The 17,035-nt window shown below is 39.2% G+C and carries 19 protein-coding genes; 1 reads left to right on the plus strand and 18 read right to left on the minus strand.

Features of this window, described 5'->3' with window-relative positions:
* Window positions 1-30 precede the first annotated feature (30 nt).
* The 4 genes from DXB39_RS02555 to DXB39_RS02570 are packed head-to-tail and all read right to left on the minus strand — an operon-like array spanning window position 31 to window position 3,489.
* A complete protein-coding gene (locus DXB39_RS02555) occupies window positions 31-783 on the minus strand; it encodes a YlmH family RNA-binding protein (RefSeq protein WP_117841056.1) in 753 nt (250 codons plus the stop codon).
* Between the two features lie 36 nt (window positions 784-819).
* Window positions 820-1,341: a cell division protein SepF gene (locus tag DXB39_RS02560; RefSeq protein WP_117699220.1), complete on the minus strand. Its 522-nt coding sequence runs from the start codon at window positions 1,339-1,341 to the stop codon at window positions 820-822.
* 19 nt (window positions 1,342-1,360) lie between these two features.
* Entirely contained in the window at window positions 1,361-2,053 is a 693-nt protein-coding gene (locus tag DXB39_RS02565) for a YggS family pyridoxal phosphate-dependent enzyme (protein WP_117841055.1), read from the minus strand.
* 59 nt (window positions 2,054-2,112) lie between these two features.
* The gene (locus DXB39_RS02570) at window positions 2,113-3,489 is read right to left on the minus strand and encodes an HlyD family efflux transporter periplasmic adaptor subunit (protein WP_117841054.1); all 1,377 of its coding nucleotides are present in this window, start codon (window positions 3,487-3,489) and stop codon (window positions 2,113-2,115) included.
* Between the two features lie 91 nt (window positions 3,490-3,580).
* Between DXB39_RS02570 and DXB39_RS02575 the strand changes: the two genes are divergently transcribed.
* Window positions 3,581-3,793, plus strand: a complete 213-nt coding sequence (locus DXB39_RS02575; protein ID WP_022243817.1) for a DUF378 domain-containing protein — start codon at window positions 3,581-3,583, stop codon at window positions 3,791-3,793.
* Window positions 3,794-3,858: 65 nt separating this feature from the next.
* Here DXB39_RS02575 and DXB39_RS02580 read toward each other — a convergent pair whose 3' ends face one another.
* The 14 genes from DXB39_RS02580 to miaA all read right to left on the minus strand — a co-directional run bounded on the left by DXB39_RS02580 (window position 3,859) and on the right by miaA (window position 17,033).
* Entirely contained in the window at window positions 3,859-4,278 is a 420-nt protein-coding gene (locus DXB39_RS02580; protein ID WP_117698372.1) for a twitching motility protein PilT, read from the minus strand.
* An 82-nt stretch (window positions 4,279-4,360) separates the two neighbouring features.
* A complete protein-coding gene (locus DXB39_RS02585) occupies window positions 4,361-5,353 on the minus strand; it encodes a D-alanyl-D-alanine carboxypeptidase family protein (protein WP_117841053.1) in 993 nt (330 codons plus the stop codon).
* Complete coding sequence (locus DXB39_RS02590; protein ID WP_022243814.1) at window positions 5,337-5,732, minus strand: methylglyoxal synthase; 396 nt, start codon at window positions 5,730-5,732, stop codon at window positions 5,337-5,339. Before DXB39_RS02590 ends, DXB39_RS02585 begins: the two co-directional genes overlap by 17 nt.
* A 4-nt stretch (window positions 5,733-5,736) precedes the next feature.
* Window positions 5,737-6,849, minus strand: a complete 1,113-nt coding sequence (locus DXB39_RS02595) for an FtsW/RodA/SpoVE family cell cycle protein (RefSeq protein WP_117698373.1) — start codon at window positions 6,847-6,849, stop codon at window positions 5,737-5,739.
* A gap of 27 nt (window positions 6,850-6,876) precedes the next feature.
* The gene (gene minE, locus DXB39_RS02600; protein WP_117698374.1) at window positions 6,877-7,152 is read right to left on the minus strand and encodes a cell division topological specificity factor MinE; all 276 of its coding nucleotides are present in this window, start codon (window positions 7,150-7,152) and stop codon (window positions 6,877-6,879) included.
* 13 nt (window positions 7,153-7,165) lie between these two features.
* Window positions 7,166-7,957, minus strand: coding sequence for a septum site-determining protein MinD (minD, locus tag DXB39_RS02605; RefSeq protein WP_022243811.1), 792 nt, complete (start codon window positions 7,955-7,957; stop codon window positions 7,166-7,168).
* 22 nt (window positions 7,958-7,979) lie between these two features.
* Window positions 7,980-8,657, minus strand: a complete 678-nt coding sequence (minC, locus tag DXB39_RS02610) for a septum site-determining protein MinC (RefSeq protein WP_117841052.1) — start codon at window positions 8,655-8,657, stop codon at window positions 7,980-7,982.
* A gap of 18 nt (window positions 8,658-8,675) precedes the next feature.
* A complete protein-coding gene (locus DXB39_RS02615; RefSeq protein ID WP_117841051.1) occupies window positions 8,676-11,537 on the minus strand; it encodes a penicillin-binding transpeptidase domain-containing protein in 2,862 nt (953 codons plus the stop codon).
* Window positions 11,530-12,048: a rod shape-determining protein MreD gene (mreD, locus tag DXB39_RS02620; protein ID WP_022243808.1), complete on the minus strand. Its 519-nt coding sequence runs from the start codon at window positions 12,046-12,048 to the stop codon at window positions 11,530-11,532. The genes DXB39_RS02615 and mreD overlap by 8 nt, the downstream gene beginning before the upstream one ends.
* Window positions 12,048-12,905 carry a rod shape-determining protein MreC gene (gene mreC, locus DXB39_RS02625; RefSeq protein ID WP_117698377.1) on the minus strand — a complete coding sequence of 286 codons (858 nt, stop codon included), beginning with the start codon at window positions 12,903-12,905 and terminating at the stop codon, window positions 12,048-12,050. The genes mreD and mreC overlap by 1 nt, the downstream gene beginning before the upstream one ends.
* Before the next feature lie 9 nt (window positions 12,906-12,914).
* Entirely contained in the window at window positions 12,915-13,931 is a 1,017-nt protein-coding gene (locus DXB39_RS02630) for a rod shape-determining protein (protein ID WP_022243806.1), read from the minus strand.
* A gap of 19 nt (window positions 13,932-13,950) precedes the next feature.
* Complete coding sequence (gene radC / locus DXB39_RS02635) at window positions 13,951-14,628, minus strand: RadC family protein (protein WP_117698378.1); 678 nt, start codon at window positions 14,626-14,628, stop codon at window positions 13,951-13,953.
* 62 nt (window positions 14,629-14,690) lie between these two features.
* Entirely contained in the window at window positions 14,691-15,992 is a 1,302-nt protein-coding gene (locus tag DXB39_RS02640) for a methionine gamma-lyase family protein (protein WP_117841050.1), read from the minus strand.
* A gap of 90 nt (window positions 15,993-16,082) precedes the next feature.
* Entirely contained in the window at window positions 16,083-17,033 is a 951-nt protein-coding gene (gene miaA, locus DXB39_RS02645) for a tRNA (adenosine(37)-N6)-dimethylallyltransferase MiaA (protein ID WP_117841049.1), read from the minus strand.
* Window positions 17,034-17,035: the final 2 nt, after the last annotated feature.

Raw genomic sequence — 17,035 nt, forward strand, 5'->3', positions numbered from 1 at the left:
ATACTGCCGGAAGTGGATTTTCATCATTAATCAAACATACTGCCGGAAACGGATTTTCATCTTACTTTTCTTTGTGGTGCCAATTTCCCCATCAAAAATAAATTTTCCGATGCCGCGGATGGAAATCACATCATTTTGTTTACATAAGTTTGTGTTATGTAAACACTCTGCACCATTGATAAAAATTTTACCGGATTGTATCAGCACAACCGACTGGCTTCTTGATTTTCCACTCATGGCAGCTATCACACTATCTAAGCGATTCGATGCCACAATTTTTTCGAATTCTTTTAATTCTGGCTCCACTGCCATAGCTGATGGTTCTTCTAAAACACAATGTACTATAGTATGACATACCTGTTGAAGTTCCTCGGCTATGTAATCGGCAATTTCCCTTTTTACAAAAAGGTAAGCATTATTATCCTTTATCAGAATGTCTCCCAGCTTCTCTCTTGCAATGCCAAGATTCATCAATGCTCCCAATACATCACGGTGGGAAATTGTATCTGCAAATTTCGGATAAGCCGGTGCGATTTCAATACATTTAATTGGATAACTCCATTCATAATAAAGAGCATCAGGAAGAAAAGCTGCTATCTGACGCTCTGCATAAAAACAGCCGCCCGATAATTCATAGGTAATTCCCAATGATCCGGCGCAGCTATTTAAGATATTCTGTTCATTCAGGGTAAGAAAATCGCTGAAACAGACAATCCCCTTGCGTTGTGCCTGCTGGAACAAGTCCAGGAAGCGTTTTTTTATTAATTGTTCATCCTGCATCATAACTATATCACATCATATATTTTGATTGTAATACTATTAACGAAAATCTGTCTGAATGGACGAACCGGAGAAGCTGTCTAAAATCTCCTGGAAGTCACCTGAAATATCAACAGATTCCGGTGTAATAATAAAGATATAATTGGATATCTTCTGCAAATTTCCATTGATTGCATAACAGGAACCAGAGGTAAAGTCAATAATTCTCTGGGCAATCTCAACATCCAGACCCTCTACATTCAATACAACGGTACGGTTCATAAGAAGAGTCTCAGTAATCTCTCTTGCATCCTCAAAAGAGGTTGGCTTAATCACACAGACTGCCATATTACCATTCTGCTTCCGGCTGCTGCGCATTGGCGTAATCTTGCTGACTGCCTTTGGTTTCTCCTTTACAACAGGCTCATCGAAATCGTCATCCTCTTCCTCATGCTTATGGAAAAGCTTTTTCTTTGGCTTTTCTTCTTCCTCATCATCATAATAATCGTCATCATAGAAATCATCATCGTCATCATCTGAGTTCAAACGCATAACATCCATAAATTTATCAAAAAGACCCATTGTTCATTCTCCTAACTACTTATTTATTATAATTTCTTTCGCCAAAAATTCCGGTACCGACACGAACCATTGTAGCACCTTCCTCAATGGCAACCATATAATCTCCTGTCATACCCATGGACAGGACATTCATAGATACATTATCAATGTTTTTTGCGGCTATGTCAACAGATAATTGGCGGATATTCCGAAAATATTGACGGTTATCTTCTGGATTTTCTACAAACGGAGCAATGGTCATAAGTCCTTTTATCCGTACATTTTCAAGCTGTGCAATCTGTTCTACCAGTGCAATGGCATCCTCTGCATGAATACCAAATTTGCTGCTTTCTTCAGCAATATTGACTTCCACAAGAATCGGAACTGTGATATTTTTCTTCTTTGCCTGAATATTAATTTCTTCAGCAAGACGATAAGAATCTACAGAATGAATCAGGCAGACCTTATCAACGATATATTTCACTTTATTTCTCTGTAAATGACCAATCATATGCCATTTGATATCCTGTGGAAGCTCATCATATTTTTCTACCAGCTCCTGCACTTTATTTTCCCCAAAGTCACGGATGTTTTCATCGTAAATTTCCTGCAGCATTGGTACCGGCTTGGTCTTGCTGACAGCAATCAATGTTACATCTTCCGGATTCCTTCCGGACTTTTCACATGCCTTTAAAATATTTTCCTGCACTTCTTTTAAGTTTTCTTTCAGCATTTTATACACCTCTTAATCTCATGATATCATTTTATGATAATGTTACTTTTTTAACAATATTAATTAATCAGATCATCCTCGGAAACAGCATCGCCCTCTAATGCAATGTGATCATAAATGGAGATTCCAAAATCTGTTCCAGCCTTTACAATGGTATATTCTTCATTCTGATACAAAATATCAATCTGCTTGAATACCGCATATCCCTTGTTGACATTGTATACACCCTGAAGTGTGGACTGCGCCTGCACCTCAAAAGTATCGTTGGAATCCGGCTTTTGAATGATACTGCCGGCAGTAATTTCTTCTTCGTCAATATAATAATCCGTTTCGGCTTCCTGGAAAATTGCTGTTGCAACGAAATTAACAGCATTGGTCTTACTGTCCCTTACATATAAGCCTAAGGAGTTAGAATCGCCTCCACGGGTAAAATATTCCTTCGGAACAGTATAGAAAGCCTTTTCCGTAATGGAAGAATTTGGGATCTTAAGTCCACTCCGCTCTGTCAGCAGTAATTCCACATCGGTAAAACGGTCTCCTGCAAAGCGAACCATGTTATTATGCAGAGATAATATCACATAATAATCATTCCCCTGGGCTTTTAATTCATAATTCACCCAGCAGCTCGTATTGTCTTTTTTAAATTTGATTTCAATAACATTGCTGTCTGTTAACCGGTCATAGGTTGCTTTCTTGACCGGAAGAATGATATTCCAGTTTTCACTGGTAATCTGCTTATAAATCGGGTCACCTGCAGCAATCGTACTGTTATTTTTAATGGTTGTCTTCTTATAATCCAGCGGCTGAATATCATCTGCCGTAAAATTATCTGTCGTGATATTTTCATAGCCATCGGTATAATAAGCAATCAGCCCCGGAGTCTGGGCATAACTGATATGGAAAGTATCACTTGCCGTTGCCCCGGATGCTGTCAAATCGGATAATGCACTCATATTTACCGATTCCATGACCTGGGAGCTTACATTTTCTTTAAAATCATATACATGATAAAAAGACAATGAATCATAGGACTGGGTAAACTGTGATACATTGGACTTCAGATTTTTAAAATAATCACTGTCAAGCCCCGTGGTATCTGAAGCAGCTGCAGCAGCCAACTGATCACTGACAGAGCCTGTCTCATCCACAGAACAGATAATATTGTTCCAGCCAGCCTGGGCATTGTCTGCAATGTAATAATTAAAGGTACCACTATAGTCGGAAGTATAAACACTTTCTGACCTTACAATCAATCCGGTATAAGTATTATTCTCGGCAATTGTACCCTGGGTCACTTCATATATTCCAATGTGTTTTTCAGTGAAATAAGAAAATACATAAAAAAGAATATATACAAGAATAATGACAAAAATGACAATCTCTATATTTAAATGAAATGGTTTTCGATACTTTACAATCTTTTTTGTTTCAGCCACAATCGTTCCGCCTTTATAAAGAATAAATAGAAATTGATGTATAATGTCATCCACTTTGCACCATACTACATAGTAAAGGAGGACTTTGGCTATGAGTTCAAAAGGATTAGATTATACATTACTAACACTTGTAATCATTGGAGCCATCAACTGGGGACTCATCGGATTCTTCCGATTTGACCTGGTGGCATTTCTGTTTGGTAATATGAGCTGGCTTTCCCGCATTATCTATGCACTTGTCGGAATCAGCGGTCTTTATCTGCTTTCTGCCTACGGACGAATCCGCTCTATCGAACAGGCTTAGTAAAAAAGGTGTCTTAAGCATTTTAAGGACTTAAGACACCGCTTTTACTGCCAATTCAGGCATTTTTAAAGTGCTACAACTACTTTTGCTTTTGCACATTCTGGAAGTTTTGAAGCATCCATAGAAATACTTAAAATAAATTTAACTTTATACTTCTCACTGATGACATCAAGTTTTTCAATAGCATGGGTAAATTCTTCGTCCTTCATACCGGAAATCGTAAGAAAACTATCCAGATACATCTCATGTAAATCATGATCAGATGAAACGATACCACATATAAAACCTAAAAACTCATCACAATTGGATATTGGAAAATCTGCAACATTGACAAGTCTGACTTTATTGTCCAGCTCATACATATGTTTCTGGCTCTTATCCAGATATACAATGCTGCCACCGACTGTTTTTACAGCTTCGTTTACCTTATCCAGTAATACTTTTGTCTTTCCTTTACCCTTTTCTCCTGCAATTATTTCAATCATCGCATTTCCTCCCAGACATTATTTTCTTCAATGAAGAACTATATAAGTTCATTATATAATATGTTGCTGCTTTATACAATGCCTAGTTACCACATCCGGCAAGTATTTCATTCATCACAAGATACAGATTGGATTTACAGTCTGCCTTTAATACAATGGATATCACCGGTTGTCCACTGGCATTATCCGTAAGTAACACAAGACAGAATCCTGCGTCCCCGGTGGTTCCTGTCTTACCGCCCACCAGTGTAAATCCATCCGGTAATTTGGATTCACCGGTTTTATACTGATTGGTACTGCTCCAGTCCTGGGTCTTAGCACTGCCATCTGCCGCTGTATAATTGGTGGTATAGGAACTGGTAGAAATCAGCTGGTAAAAGGTCTCGTCCTGTAATGCCTTTTGGAAAATCAGATACAAATCATAAACGGTTGTATAATGATTCTCATCCGGCAGTCCATTTGGATTCATAAAATGAGAACCGGTTGCACCAAGTTGCTGTGCTTCCTGATTCATCAAATCCACAAAAGCTTCTACGGAACCGGAAATATGTTCTGCAATTGCAATGGCTGCATCATTTCCGCTTCGCAGCATCAGACCATAAAGTAAATCCTGTAAAGTCATCTGGTCTCCCGCCTGCAATCCGCATTTAGAAGAATCAGATGCCAGATTTACGGCATTGTCACTGATTGTTACCACATCACTGAGATTTCCATATTTGATAGCAAGATAAGCGGTCAGTATCTTTGTTGTACTGGCCGGATACATCCGCTCATATATATTCTGGGCATATGTAATTGTATTAGTTGCCGTGTTAAATACTCCGGCGGCCTCTGCCACACTGTTATGTTCTACGGATTCCTGTCCGATATTTTCAGTTCCCCCAACACATAAATTGGCACCAAAATAAGAGCTGACCGTATCCTCTGCACCGGATAGCACATTTATGCTGCTGCTTTCTCCATATACCGGATAGCCATTCTCTACAACGCTTTTGGCTTTCCCACAACCCGTTACAGATATGAACACACATACAACAAGCAGACCTGCCAGTACACGTTTATTTATACATTTCACGCCACTCAAGGTCTCCTCTGTCTAATGATTTAATCAAAAGCTCTGCAGTAGCAAGATTTGTTGCCAGTGGAATATTGTGTATATCGCATAAACGAACTACACTGTTTACATCCGGCTCATGTGACTTCTGTGATAATGGATCACGCAGGAAAATCACAAGGTCAATCTCGTTATGCTCAATCTGTGCACCAAGCTGCTGTGCACCGCCTAAATGACCTGCGAGATATTTGTGGACATTCAGATTTGCTACTTCCTCAATTAGTCTTCCTGTAGTTCCCGTTGCAAAAAGTTCATTTTTACAAAGAATTCCCCGGTATGCAATACAAAAATTCTGCATAAGCTTTTTCTTCGCGTCGTGTGCAATCAAACCGATATTCATTTGTTTAGTCCCCCTGTCCATATTTTCTAGGCTGAAGCCCTACATTCATTACCAGACCAATTCCCGCAAACAGCGTGACTAACGATGTTAATCCATAGCTTACAAAAGGAAGTGGAAGTCCGGTATTTGGCATCAAGCCTGTGACAACGCATATATTTACAAAACTCTGGAAACCAATCAATGCAGCAATTCCGCTGGCAATCAACCGGCCTGCCATGTCTTTTGCACGTCTTGCAACCAACAGACATTCTATGGTAATCAGAAACAGTAATACGATAATAATAACACTGCCGATAAAGCCCATCTCTTCACCTACTATAGAAAAAATAAAGTCTGTCTGTGGTTCTGATATAAAGTTACCGTTTTTAACAGAAACAATATTCGTATTATTAAGTCCTTTACCCCAGAGTTGTCCGGAGCCCACTGCCATAATCGAGTTCTGCTGCTGATATGCAATGTTAGGATATTTATCGGGTTCCAGCCAGCCTAAAATACGAAGTGCCTGATTTCCTGTCAAAAGTTTCTGTCCCGGCTGTAATACCAGCGTTAAGACCACAACCAGTGACGGAACTGCCACTGCCAGCACACCCATTACTATTTTATAACTTAATCCGGCAATAAACAAGAGGGATGCAAAAATTAATGCTGTAACAATTGTGGTAGAAAGATCCGGCTCCTTAAAAATCAGAAGAAGCGGTACTGCTGCCAATACCAGCGTACAAAACAGCGTCCGGATATTATTCAGTTTATCTTTATTTTTGCTTAGATAATAGGCAAAAAACAAAACTAACAGGATTTTGCCTAATTCGGAAGGCTGAAAGCGGATTCCAAGCTTCAGCCAGCGGCGCGCGCCTTTTGTCTTTTCTCCAATGACAAAGATAGCTGCCAATAAAGCCACATTAACAAAATAGAATATCCAACTGAATTTCAATATAAAATTGTAATCAATCAGCGATATACCAACCATTACAATCAGACCTAAGATTAATCCTGCAATCTGCTTATTCTGTACGGAAGGCTTTGCACTGCCAACTACCATAATTCCAATGATGGTCAGTGCCACCACATAAAATACCAGTCGGAAACGGTAGTCTCTTAAGCGGTATTGTTTTAACATAAATCACTACTTCCAATCTGAAGTCTATTATTTTCCGGAATGCTTCAAATCCTTAATCGGAATATTTGCAAACAATGCCGGAACAGCTCCGTTATTACCATCTGATTCGGTCTGGGTAATCTGAATATCAAGCCCTTCCGCATCAATTTCCATATACTTTGATATTACCTGGATAATATCGTTTTTGATATTTTCCATTACATCCGGTGAGCAGTCAGCACGGTCTGAAATCAGCAATAATTTCAGACGGTCTTTCGCTACATTACCGGAATTCTTTTTCTTAAAAAAATCCATGAATCCCATAATTATTATCCCCCTAGTTTTTCTTAAATAAACTTACGAATTTAGACCATACGCCATTTTTAGACTCTAAGTCAAGAAGCGGTACTTCTTCTCCCATGATACGTTTACAGATATTTAAATATGCCTGTCCTGCAAGGCTGTCAGAGCCTACTAACGGCTCACCCTGGTTGGTTGAGATTACAATCTGTTCGTCATCCGGAACTGCACCGATTAAATCGATAGCAAGAATCTCATGAACATCTTCAATGGACATCATATCGCCACGTTTTACCATATCCATACGCAGTCGATTTACGATTAACTCGATTTTCTTAATCTCATTTGCCTCTAAAAGACCAATGATACGGTCTGCATCACGGATTGCAGATACCTCCGGTGTGGTAACAACCAGTGCACGGTCTGCTCCTGCAATTGCATTTTTAAATCCCTGCTCGATTCCAGCCGGGCAGTCTAATAATATGTAATCAAATTCTTCTCTTAATTCTTCTACTAATTTCTGCATCTGCTCCGGTGTAACAGAGGTTTTATCTCTGGTCTGGGCAGACGGCAATAAGAAAAGGTTCGGATATTTCTTATCTTTGATTAATGCCTGTTTGATTCTGCAGTTGCCTTCTACAACATCTACCAGATTGTATACAATACGGTTCTCAAGACCCATAACTACATCAAGGTTACGTAATCCGATATCGGTATCAATCAATACTACTTTTTTATTTAACTGTGCAAGACCGGTTCCTACATTTGCAGTAGTTGTTGTCTTACCAACACCGCCTTTTCCTGATGTAATAACAATTACTTCGCTCATGATTTATTCTTCCTCCTAAATCTTATATATTCATTAATAATCCACTTGTAATCGGTTCGATTAGTATGGAATCATCCATAACAACAGCTACCTGCGGTTCTAAAGTCTTCCGCCGGTTCTTAATGGCACTCAGTGGTCCGCGGTCAGAGCTTCTTCCAATTACATTACCTATTTTAATCTGTACCGGGTCCATATCAAGGGCAGCTACAAAGGTATGCTCATCTCCTGCCGCTCCAGCATAGGCATTGCCACGAAGCGAGCCTAATACCACAATATTTCCTTTTGCAATAATTTTTGCACCTGGGTTCACATCGCCAAGTATAACAATGCTTGTCTTACATTCGATGACTTGTCCACTTCGCAGTGTTCCCTTATAGAATTCACCGGTTCTTCCAGACTGGCTTTCATCAAATTCCTGAATCTTTCGGGCACAGATTTCATCCCGCAGAGAATTATTATCTAAAATACATACCACATCAATGCTGGTATTCCGACTGATCAAATCAACGATTGCAAGTTCTTCTTCCTGACTTAATTTCCTGCCCTCAAAAGACAAGGCAATTCTGGCATTTTTAAAGAATTTGTCGGATTCTTTAAATTTATGAAGTATCTCGTCTAATAGCTCCTGAAATGGAATTCTATCATCTAAAATCAGATTGATTCCATGGGGATTACTCTTTAAAACAACTGGTTGCGACATATACTTCCCTCCTGACATTTAATCATTAAAGGCATTGGCAGCAGCTCCAACATCTTCTGCCTGACCATCTAACAAGGTAGATGTATCCTCCAAATGGAAATAATATTTATATACTGATGCAGCAAGTTCTGCAGTATTGGCTGATGTATATCCGTATGCAATACGGGTTGCAATGGAAATCTCAGGATTATTATATGGTGCATATCCTACATATAACGCATGGTTTGGTCTGGTTGGTACCTGCTGTGCCGTACCTGTCTTACCGGCCGAATCCACACCAAGCCCCTCAAACTGTTCATGCGTTTCTACCACCATTTTCATACCGGAATGAATGGTATCCCAGGTACTCTCTGAAATATTGTCCATCGTGTTCTTTACGGTCGGTTCATAGGTTTCTAATACGTTACCATCGGAATCTGTAACCTGTTTTAACAGGGTATAATTATATACGGTTCCACTGTTTGCAACTGCGGTTACATAACGGGATAACTGTACCGTAGTAAAACTGTTGTTACTCTGTCCGATTGCAGAAGTAATCGGGAACTCTGTGGTCTGCTTCGGTTTACTTTCTGCAATTTCAATTCCGGTTTTAGAATCAAGACCATACATGGATGAGTATTTATTAATCATTTCCACACCATGGTCTTCATTATAAGTTCCATTTACCATACTTAAATCGTAACCAACTTTATAAAAGAAATAGTTACAGGAATCTCTTAATGCCTCTGAAACATTGATGGAACCGTGACTGCTTGGATAAATCCAACATTTTGGTCCATTTGCCACTTCTTCAAACTGTCCTTTATCCAAAATAGTTGTACCAGGTGAAATAATACCCTCAGTAAGTCCTGCTGTTGCAGTAACCATCTTAAAGGTAGAACCAGGTGCCGTCGTCTGCTGTGTTGCATTATTATAGAACGGATTTGATAAATCCTGATACAGCAAATTATAATAATTACTGTCTACTGTATTTGCCAGACGGTTGGTATCATAGCCCGGATAAGTAACACAGGCCAACAGTTCGCCGGTCTTTACATCTGTAATGACACAGGAGCCGGAACAAGGATCCAATGCAAGCTGTGCCGGTGTAATCTCAAGATTCTTCACCTTTTCTTTTATAAAATTAAAGGCACTGATGCTGCCGGACTGTAACCCACTTACTGCCGTGTCATCATAGTTTAACACTTTTTGGTCAAAAAGTGCAAGACAAAGCTGCGTTCCATTAATCAGGTCATCGTGAATCATGTACTTATACATAATTTTTGAAAATCCCTTATCTGATGCCAGTTCTTCTACAATATAGCTGACCAGTGCATCATAGATTTCGGAAGAATCAGAATACTTCTCGTCTACGGAAAACTTCGTGATATCAATCCATTTCTGGCTGATAGCATAATTTAAATATTCATTTACACTGATTTTATTACCTGCATAATTTTTATAAGTTTCATCCGATTTGTCAATGGAATCTGTAAGCAAAATTTTATTATTGACCAGCATTTTCGGAATATAGGTCATATAATCCTGCATTTCCTCAGGCAACTCATCCACTGGAGTTGCTGCTGAACTGCTAAGGCTGCTTTCCACCTGGGCTAATACTGTTTGCTGTTTACTTCCAAAGGCACTGAAAATCTGTTTTTCTACATCGGAAGCATCTTCAGTACTAAAGTGGTTTAAATCCAATACATTATTATTAATCAATGCAAAATACACATCATCAATTGGAATCAGAATATCGGACGCTGTTCCGGCTGCGGTATTATATTCTTTGATATTCACAATTTTAGAATATAAAATTCCGGCAATTTCCTGTTCCAAAAGATTATAAACCGCTTCCTGCAAATCTTTATCAATAGAAAGATAAACATCATTTCCAGCCTGTGGCTCAATCCGCTCGGTTGTCTCCATTACTTTTCCAAGGCTGTCTACATAAACGGTTTCACTGCCCTTTTTACCCTGCAGTGTTTCGTCCATAACCTGCTCAATTCCGGATTTTCCAATGACATCATTTAAAGAATACTCATCATTATCAGCAGATAATTCATCATATTCTTCCTGGGAAATCTTTCCGGTATATCCGATAATATGGGAAAAATACTCGCTGTCTACATATTTTCGGATGGTATCTTCCGAGATATCCACACCCTGCAATGCATTCATATTTTCTGTAATATATGCTACGGTTTCATCACTAACATTTTGGGCAATGGTTGTGGAAATATACTTCTGATAGCTGTTTTCTGCAATGGCACAACGCAATACAACGATCCGGTATAAATCTTCTCTGGCATAATCATCTTCCGATAAATCATAGCCATTCTGGTCACTGGATCTGCAAAGATAATCCATTACCTGCTTTGGGGTTGCTTCTGCTTCGTTATATTTCAGTTTCTTATTATAGACTAAATCATCTGCAGAAGAATGTCCATAAGTGTCAGCAAGGAAACGCTTTAATGTGGTTCCCTCTACCGTATAATAATAGTTCCCGTCATCATCCAGTCCGATTTCAAAATCATTTTCAATGACATCGCCGTTTTTATCCAGCTCTTTGATAATATTGTAAAGTTCTGTATTAAGAGCCTCATTCTTTTCTGAAGTCTTGTCATAAGAACCGTTATCCTCAATGGTTACGCTGTTTGCCAGTTCGTTGTAGGCTAAAAGATTACCATTACGGTCATAAATATTGCCACGGGAACCATTTAAGATACGTGGTTTCTGGATTTTTAAACTGTAATTATCCTGATACTCTTCACCTTTGATAATCTGAAGGTAAAATAGTCTGCCTATCAGAGTCGATGACAAAAGAATCATGACAACGCAGAGTACAAATATTCTTGATTTTGCAACTTTATGAAGTATTTCTTTCAGTGTATCAAACAAATTTCGCTGCACTCCTTTTTTCAATACGCTCTAACCGCTGGTTAATTTTCAAAATAATGAAATATAAAACTACAGAAATCAAAAGCGTGTATACAAGTTCCGGTATGATAATGTGTAACATATAATATCCAATTGCAAACTGCTTGCGGAATAAAAACCGGAAAAAGTAGATAAACAGATTATAAGATAAATCACTTCCGGCAATCAAAAGCATTGGAAGCTTAATATCGTCCGGGTAAAACATCTTCTTAAAGCATCCATTTAAGAAGCCTGCATACATATATAAAAGGGCATAAAATCCAATCATCTCCCCAAAAAAGATATCTATCAGCAGTCCACTGAAGAAACCGATAAATATCCCTTCTTTTCTTCCGCGCATAAATCCAAAAGATGCACAGACCACAATCAGAAGATTCGGGGAAATAGACGCAAAGGATAACGCCTTAAATAATGTGCTTTGCAATAAAAAGCATACAATAATAATTAATGTAACGGTGATTTTTCTTCTCATCAATCAGACCCCGTTTCCTTTTTGTCAAGTATAACCAAAACCTGCTGAAGATGTTCAAAGTCAACTGCCGGAGTAATGGTTCCTGATTTGGTCAGGTGGTTGGAATCTTCCGAAATACTGCTGACATATCCAACCAGAATGCCCTGCAGATATTTGTCACTGACATTGGAAGTTACAATCTGATCTCCTATCTGAACCTTGTTCTCACTGTCGTTTAATCCGGAGAACTCGATTACCTGGTCTTCATTCATACTCTGAAGATTACCATTTATGATACAGTTATCTGACGTATTTAATATCATACCGTATACCTTGGCAGAATCATCAATCACAGAACGCACCTTTGCATAATGTGGTCCCACATCAATAACAATTCCTACCAGTCCGTTTCCGGCAATAACATTCATATCTACTTCAATTCCATCTTTAGAGCCTTTGTCAATGGTGAAGATGGAAAACCAGTTGCCTGGATCCTTTCCGATAACATTTGCTCCGGTTTTCTTGTAATCCGAATACTGCTGGTCTAAAGCTAACAGTTCCCTTAAATTATCCAGTTCATACTGTTCTAATTTAATGGTGTTTAATTCGTTGGTCAGTTCTTCTACCTGTCCCTTCAACTGTTCGTTTTCTTCCATGACGTCATTCAGATTTTTTAAATTATCTGCCTTGTCAGAAAGCCATGTACCAGCATAATTGATTCCCTTCTGCATTGGTTCAAAAATTGCACCGGCAATCGAATTCAACGGTCCGCCACCAAGATTCAATGAAAAACTGACATACATTGCCAGAATACATAATGCGGTCATGGACAATAATATATACTTTGTTGGAATTTGATGTTTTGGTCTACGTCTCATTTTATGCCTCTATTTATATATTTTGGACTTCATACTGAATCCTAAATGTTTATATTTTTCATCTGAAACAATCTTATTCAATCCGCGAACTGCACATTCTTCCGGATTCTCGCAGGAATTTACCTTTATATTGGTAATCTCAGTAAATAATTTATCCAGATTATGTATTTTAGAACCGCCACCAGTAATATAAATACCGGAATGAATAATATCCTTTGCAAGTTCAGGCGGAGTCTTCTCCAAAATCATTTTAATAGAGTTACAGATAGAATTAAGATTATCCTTAATTGCAGCATAAATGACTTCTGCAGTAATCTCCATCTCAATCGGCAGACCACTGACTACGTCACGGCCAACTATAACCATACTCTTTTCCATGCCAGGTGTACCGGAACCAAGTTCTTCTTTTAAAGTCTTAGCAGTTTTGCGCCCAATCACAAGATTAAAGTTCTTTTTGATATAACTGCTGATGGAGTCATCAATGCGGTTTCCACCAAAATGCAGTAAGTCACTTAATACAAGTCCACCCAGGGAAATTACTGAAATTTCTGTGGTATCTGCTCCGATATCTACAATCATGGCTCCGGTCGGCTCATTAACATCAAGTCCCAAACCAACAGCATCAGCCAATGGCTTCTCACATAAAAGGACAGACTTCGGTTTCATTTTGCTCTTATAAAAGATATCAAAGAAAGCTTTTTTCTCAACTTCCGTAATATCTGTTGGTACTGCAACGATAAATTCTGCACCACGGGTCTTGCCCTTTGCGTGTTTTTCTAAAAATTCCTGTATCATGGTCTGCATATTATTAAAATCTGCAATAACACCACAGATAATCGGAAAAGAAACCTGAATCTGCTCCGGTGCCTTCTCATACATTGCATACGCTGCATCACCATAAGCATACATCTGATTCTTATTTATGATGGCAATCGTATTTTTTTCATTTAGTATTTTCCCAGTTGCCTTGCAATATACCTTCATATTAGAGGTTCCAAGATCAATTCCATAAATGTTATTCGACATTTCTTTCTCCCTCCGGAAATCATAGCATTTCCTGTTCTTTAAAACTAAAATATTTTTTATCACCAATAATAATATGATCAGCAAGCTCAATTCCAAGAAGCCTGCCGCCTTCTACTATCTTTCTGGTAACTTCAATGTCCTGCCTGCTTGGTAGCGGATTTCCACTGGGATGATTATGCACTAAAATCACATGTACTGCATGATATTCAAATGCTTTCAAGAAAATCTCCCTCGGGGAAATCAGTGAGGCATTTACTGTGCCGATTGAAAGAATGGAATCTGCAATCAGATGACACTTTGTATCAAACATGCAAAGCATCAGATGTTCCTTTTCTTCATGCCGAAGCTGCTCCATATAATAGTCTGCTACGGAAAAAGCATTCTGCATTACAACTGTCTGCTGGCGTCCGGTCTGTGCAATCCGTTTTGAAAGCTCTGCAATACACTTTAACTGGATTGCTTTTACTTTCCCGATACCCGGAACCTCCTGTAATTCCTTAAGACTCATCTGATAAAGCCCTAAAAGATTTCCGGTGCGTTTGCTCAATACATGCTTTGCTACTTCTGTTGAAGAACTTCCATTTGTGCCACAGCGGATAATTACCGCTAAAAGCTCTGCATCCGATAGGGATGCCGCCCCGGATTTCAAGCACTTTTCATAGGGCTGTTCGGAGACTGGCAGATTTTTTGCCGTCATATTATAACCTCTTTCTACTCTCACCGGTAACCCATTTCTTCCAAAAAGGCATATACTTTATATTAACACATCATATCTTCATTAACAAGTTTCTGTTCATAAAGTTTTTGTAAAGACATCAGGATTCCAAGTTTTGCATGATACCAGGTCAGTCCACCCTGAAAATATACGGCATACGGCTCTCTTAACGGACCATCGGCACTTAATTCAATGGAGGAACCCTGTACAAATGCCCCGGCAGCCATAATGACATCACTGTCATAGCCCGGCATTGCCCATGGCTCCGGTGTTACATAGCTGTCCACCGGCGCTGCAGCCTGAATTCCTTTGCAGAATGCAATCAGACCTTCCGGGCTGTTTAAGGTAACTGCCTGAATAATATCGTGACGGCTCTCTGTACCATTCGGTACAACGGCAAAGCCCAGTCTTTCGTAGATATTTGCAGCAAAAATTGCACCCTTTAATGCACCTGCTGTAACTACCGGTGCCTGAAACAGTCCCTGATAGAAAGAAGAAATTACATTTAAGGAAGCACCCACTTCTTTGCCGAGTCCCGGAGAAGTCAGGCGGTATGCTGCATTTTCCACACATTCTTTTTTGCCGACAATATAGCCGCCGATTGGTGCCAGTCCGCCCCCCGGATTCTTAATCAAGGAACCTACAATCATGTCTGCTCCTACATCCAGTGGCTCTCTTTCTTCTACAAATTCACCGTAGCAGTTATCTACCATACAGATAACGTCCGGTTTTATGGATTTGATAAAGGAAATCAGTTCTCCAATCCGCTCTACGGATAAGGTAGGTCTTGTCTGGTATCCCTTGGAACGCTGAATGGTCACAAGATGTGTTTTCTCATTGATTGCTTTTTTGATATTCTCATAATCAAAGCTGCCATCGGAAAGTAAATCTACCTGGCGGTAAGTAATGCCATATTCTGCCAGTGAGCCTTTGGATGGTCGGATACCGATAACTTCCTCTAAGGTATCGTACGGTTTTCCTACCGGTGATAATAATTCGTCCCCCGGTCTTAAATTTGACATCAATGCCAGTGCCAGTGCATGGGTTCCACAGGTAATCTGCGGACGAACCAGAGCATCTTCTCCATGGAAACAGCTTGCGTATACTTTTTCCAGTGTATCTCTTCCCAGATCGTTATATCCATATCCATTGGACATGGCAAAGCATTCTGCGGAAACTCTGTTTTTCTGCATGGCATCAATTACTTTCATCTGATTATATTCTGCTGTTGCATCAATTGCTGCAAAACGTTCTTTTAATTCATCCTCTATCTTTTTTCCAAAACGGTATACTTCTTTGCTGATACCCATTTCTTCATATTTCTTTTCAATCATTTCTTCTCTCATCATTTTCCTCGTCTTTCCGGCTGCAATTTCTTTCTAAATTACAGCAAGTCTATCATATAATGTTCTCTTTCTTTTTGTATGAATAAAAACTTAAGAAATAATAGCTTTTTCCTTAAGTATCTTTATCATGTATGCAAGAATTGCCTCATTTTTATAATCAAACTCATTTTTGTTAAGCCAGATAACATCCCGTTCCCGTTTAAACCATGTAATCTGCCGTTTTGCGAAATGTCTTGTTTCCCGCTTGATAATATAAACTGCTTCTTCCAAAGAATAACCGCCATCAAGATAGGATAACATTTCTTTATAGCCAATTCCCTGCATTGCCACCATATCTTTGGTGCAGCCCATTTCCTTTAAGCGGCGGACTTCTGCTTCCAGTCCATCTTCTATCATTTTATCTACTCTGGCATCGATTCTTTTGTATAAGTGGCTGCGCTCATCATTTAATACAAAATAGGCAAAATTATAAGGTGAAGTCCGCTTCTGCTCTTTTGCATTATGCTCAGAAATTTTTCTACCGGTCTCCTGATAGAATTCCAACGCACGGATGACGCGTTTTCTGTTATTCGGATGGATGGCTTCGGCAGATTCCGGGTCCACTTCCTTTAACCGGTCATGAAGATACTGATTGCCATGTTCTTCTGCCAGCGCTTCCAACTCTTTCCGGTATGCACTGTCACTTTCCTGTTCCGTAAAATCAATATCATTTAACAGAGCCTGAATATAAAATCCGGTGCCGCCGGCGATAATCGGAATCTTTTCGTGGGCATATATTTCATTTAAATATTTTTGGGCATATTCCTGAAATTTTACCACATGAAATTCATCGAAAGGCTCTAATTCATCCACCAGATAATGACGTACACCATCCATTTCTTCCGGTGTGATTTTTGCGGAACCTATATCCATATATTTATACACCTGCATGGAATCGGCGGAGATAATCTCTCCGCCAATGGCCTTTGCAAGCTGAATGGATAATTCTGTTTTTCCTACTGCAGTAGGACCTGTCAGTACTACAATTGGTTTCTTCATCATCT

The organism is Roseburia sp. OM03-7AC (assembly GCF_003462625.1).
In the GTDB taxonomy this organism is placed as follows: domain Bacteria; phylum Bacillota; class Clostridia; order Lachnospirales; family Lachnospiraceae; genus Roseburia_C; species Roseburia_C amylophila.

Coding starts and splice junctions, on each gene's coding strand:
- DXB39_RS02555 (WP_117841056.1), bottom strand. CDS start 783: ATGATGCAGGATGAACAATTAATAAAAAAACGCTTCCTGGACTTGTTC.
- DXB39_RS02560 (WP_117699220.1), bottom strand. CDS start 1,341: ATGGGTCTTTTTGATAAATTTATGGATGTTATGCGTTTGAACTCAGAT.
- DXB39_RS02565 (WP_117841055.1), bottom strand. CDS start 2,053: ATGCTGAAAGAAAACTTAAAAGAAGTGCAGGAAAATATTTTAAAGGCA.
- DXB39_RS02575 (WP_022243817.1), top strand. CDS start 3,581: ATGAGTTCAAAAGGATTAGATTATACATTACTAACACTTGTAATCATT.
- DXB39_RS02580 (WP_117698372.1), bottom strand. CDS start 4,278: ATGATTGAAATAATTGCAGGAGAAAAGGGTAAAGGAAAGACAAAAGTA.
- DXB39_RS02590 (WP_022243814.1), bottom strand. CDS start 5,732: ATGAATATCGGTTTGATTGCACACGACGCGAAGAAAAAGCTTATGCAG.
- DXB39_RS02595 (WP_117698373.1), bottom strand. CDS start 6,849: ATGTTAAAACAATACCGCTTAAGAGACTACCGTTTCCGACTGGTATTT.
- minE (WP_117698374.1), bottom strand. CDS start 7,152: ATGGGATTCATGGATTTTTTTAAGAAAAAGAATTCCGGTAATGTAGCG.
- minD (WP_022243811.1), bottom strand. CDS start 7,957: ATGAGCGAAGTAATTGTTATTACATCAGGAAAAGGCGGTGTTGGTAAG.
- minC (WP_117841052.1), bottom strand. CDS start 8,657: ATGTCGCAACCAGTTGTTTTAAAGAGTAATCCCCATGGAATCAATCTG.
- mreD (WP_022243808.1), bottom strand. CDS start 12,048: ATGAGAAGAAAAATCACCGTTACATTAATTATTATTGTATGCTTTTTA.
- mreC (WP_117698377.1), bottom strand. CDS start 12,905: ATGAGACGTAGACCAAAACATCAAATTCCAACAAAGTATATATTATTG.
- DXB39_RS02630 (WP_022243806.1), bottom strand. CDS start 13,931: ATGTCGAATAACATTTATGGAATTGATCTTGGAACCTCTAATATGAAG.
- radC (WP_117698378.1), bottom strand. CDS start 14,628: ATGACGGCAAAAAATCTGCCAGTCTCCGAACAGCCCTATGAAAAGTGC.
- DXB39_RS02640 (WP_117841050.1), bottom strand. CDS start 15,992: ATGAGAGAAGAAATGATTGAAAAGAAATATGAAGAAATGGGTATCAGC.
- miaA (WP_117841049.1), bottom strand. CDS start 17,033: ATGATGAAGAAACCAATTGTAGTACTGACAGGTCCTACTGCAGTAGGA.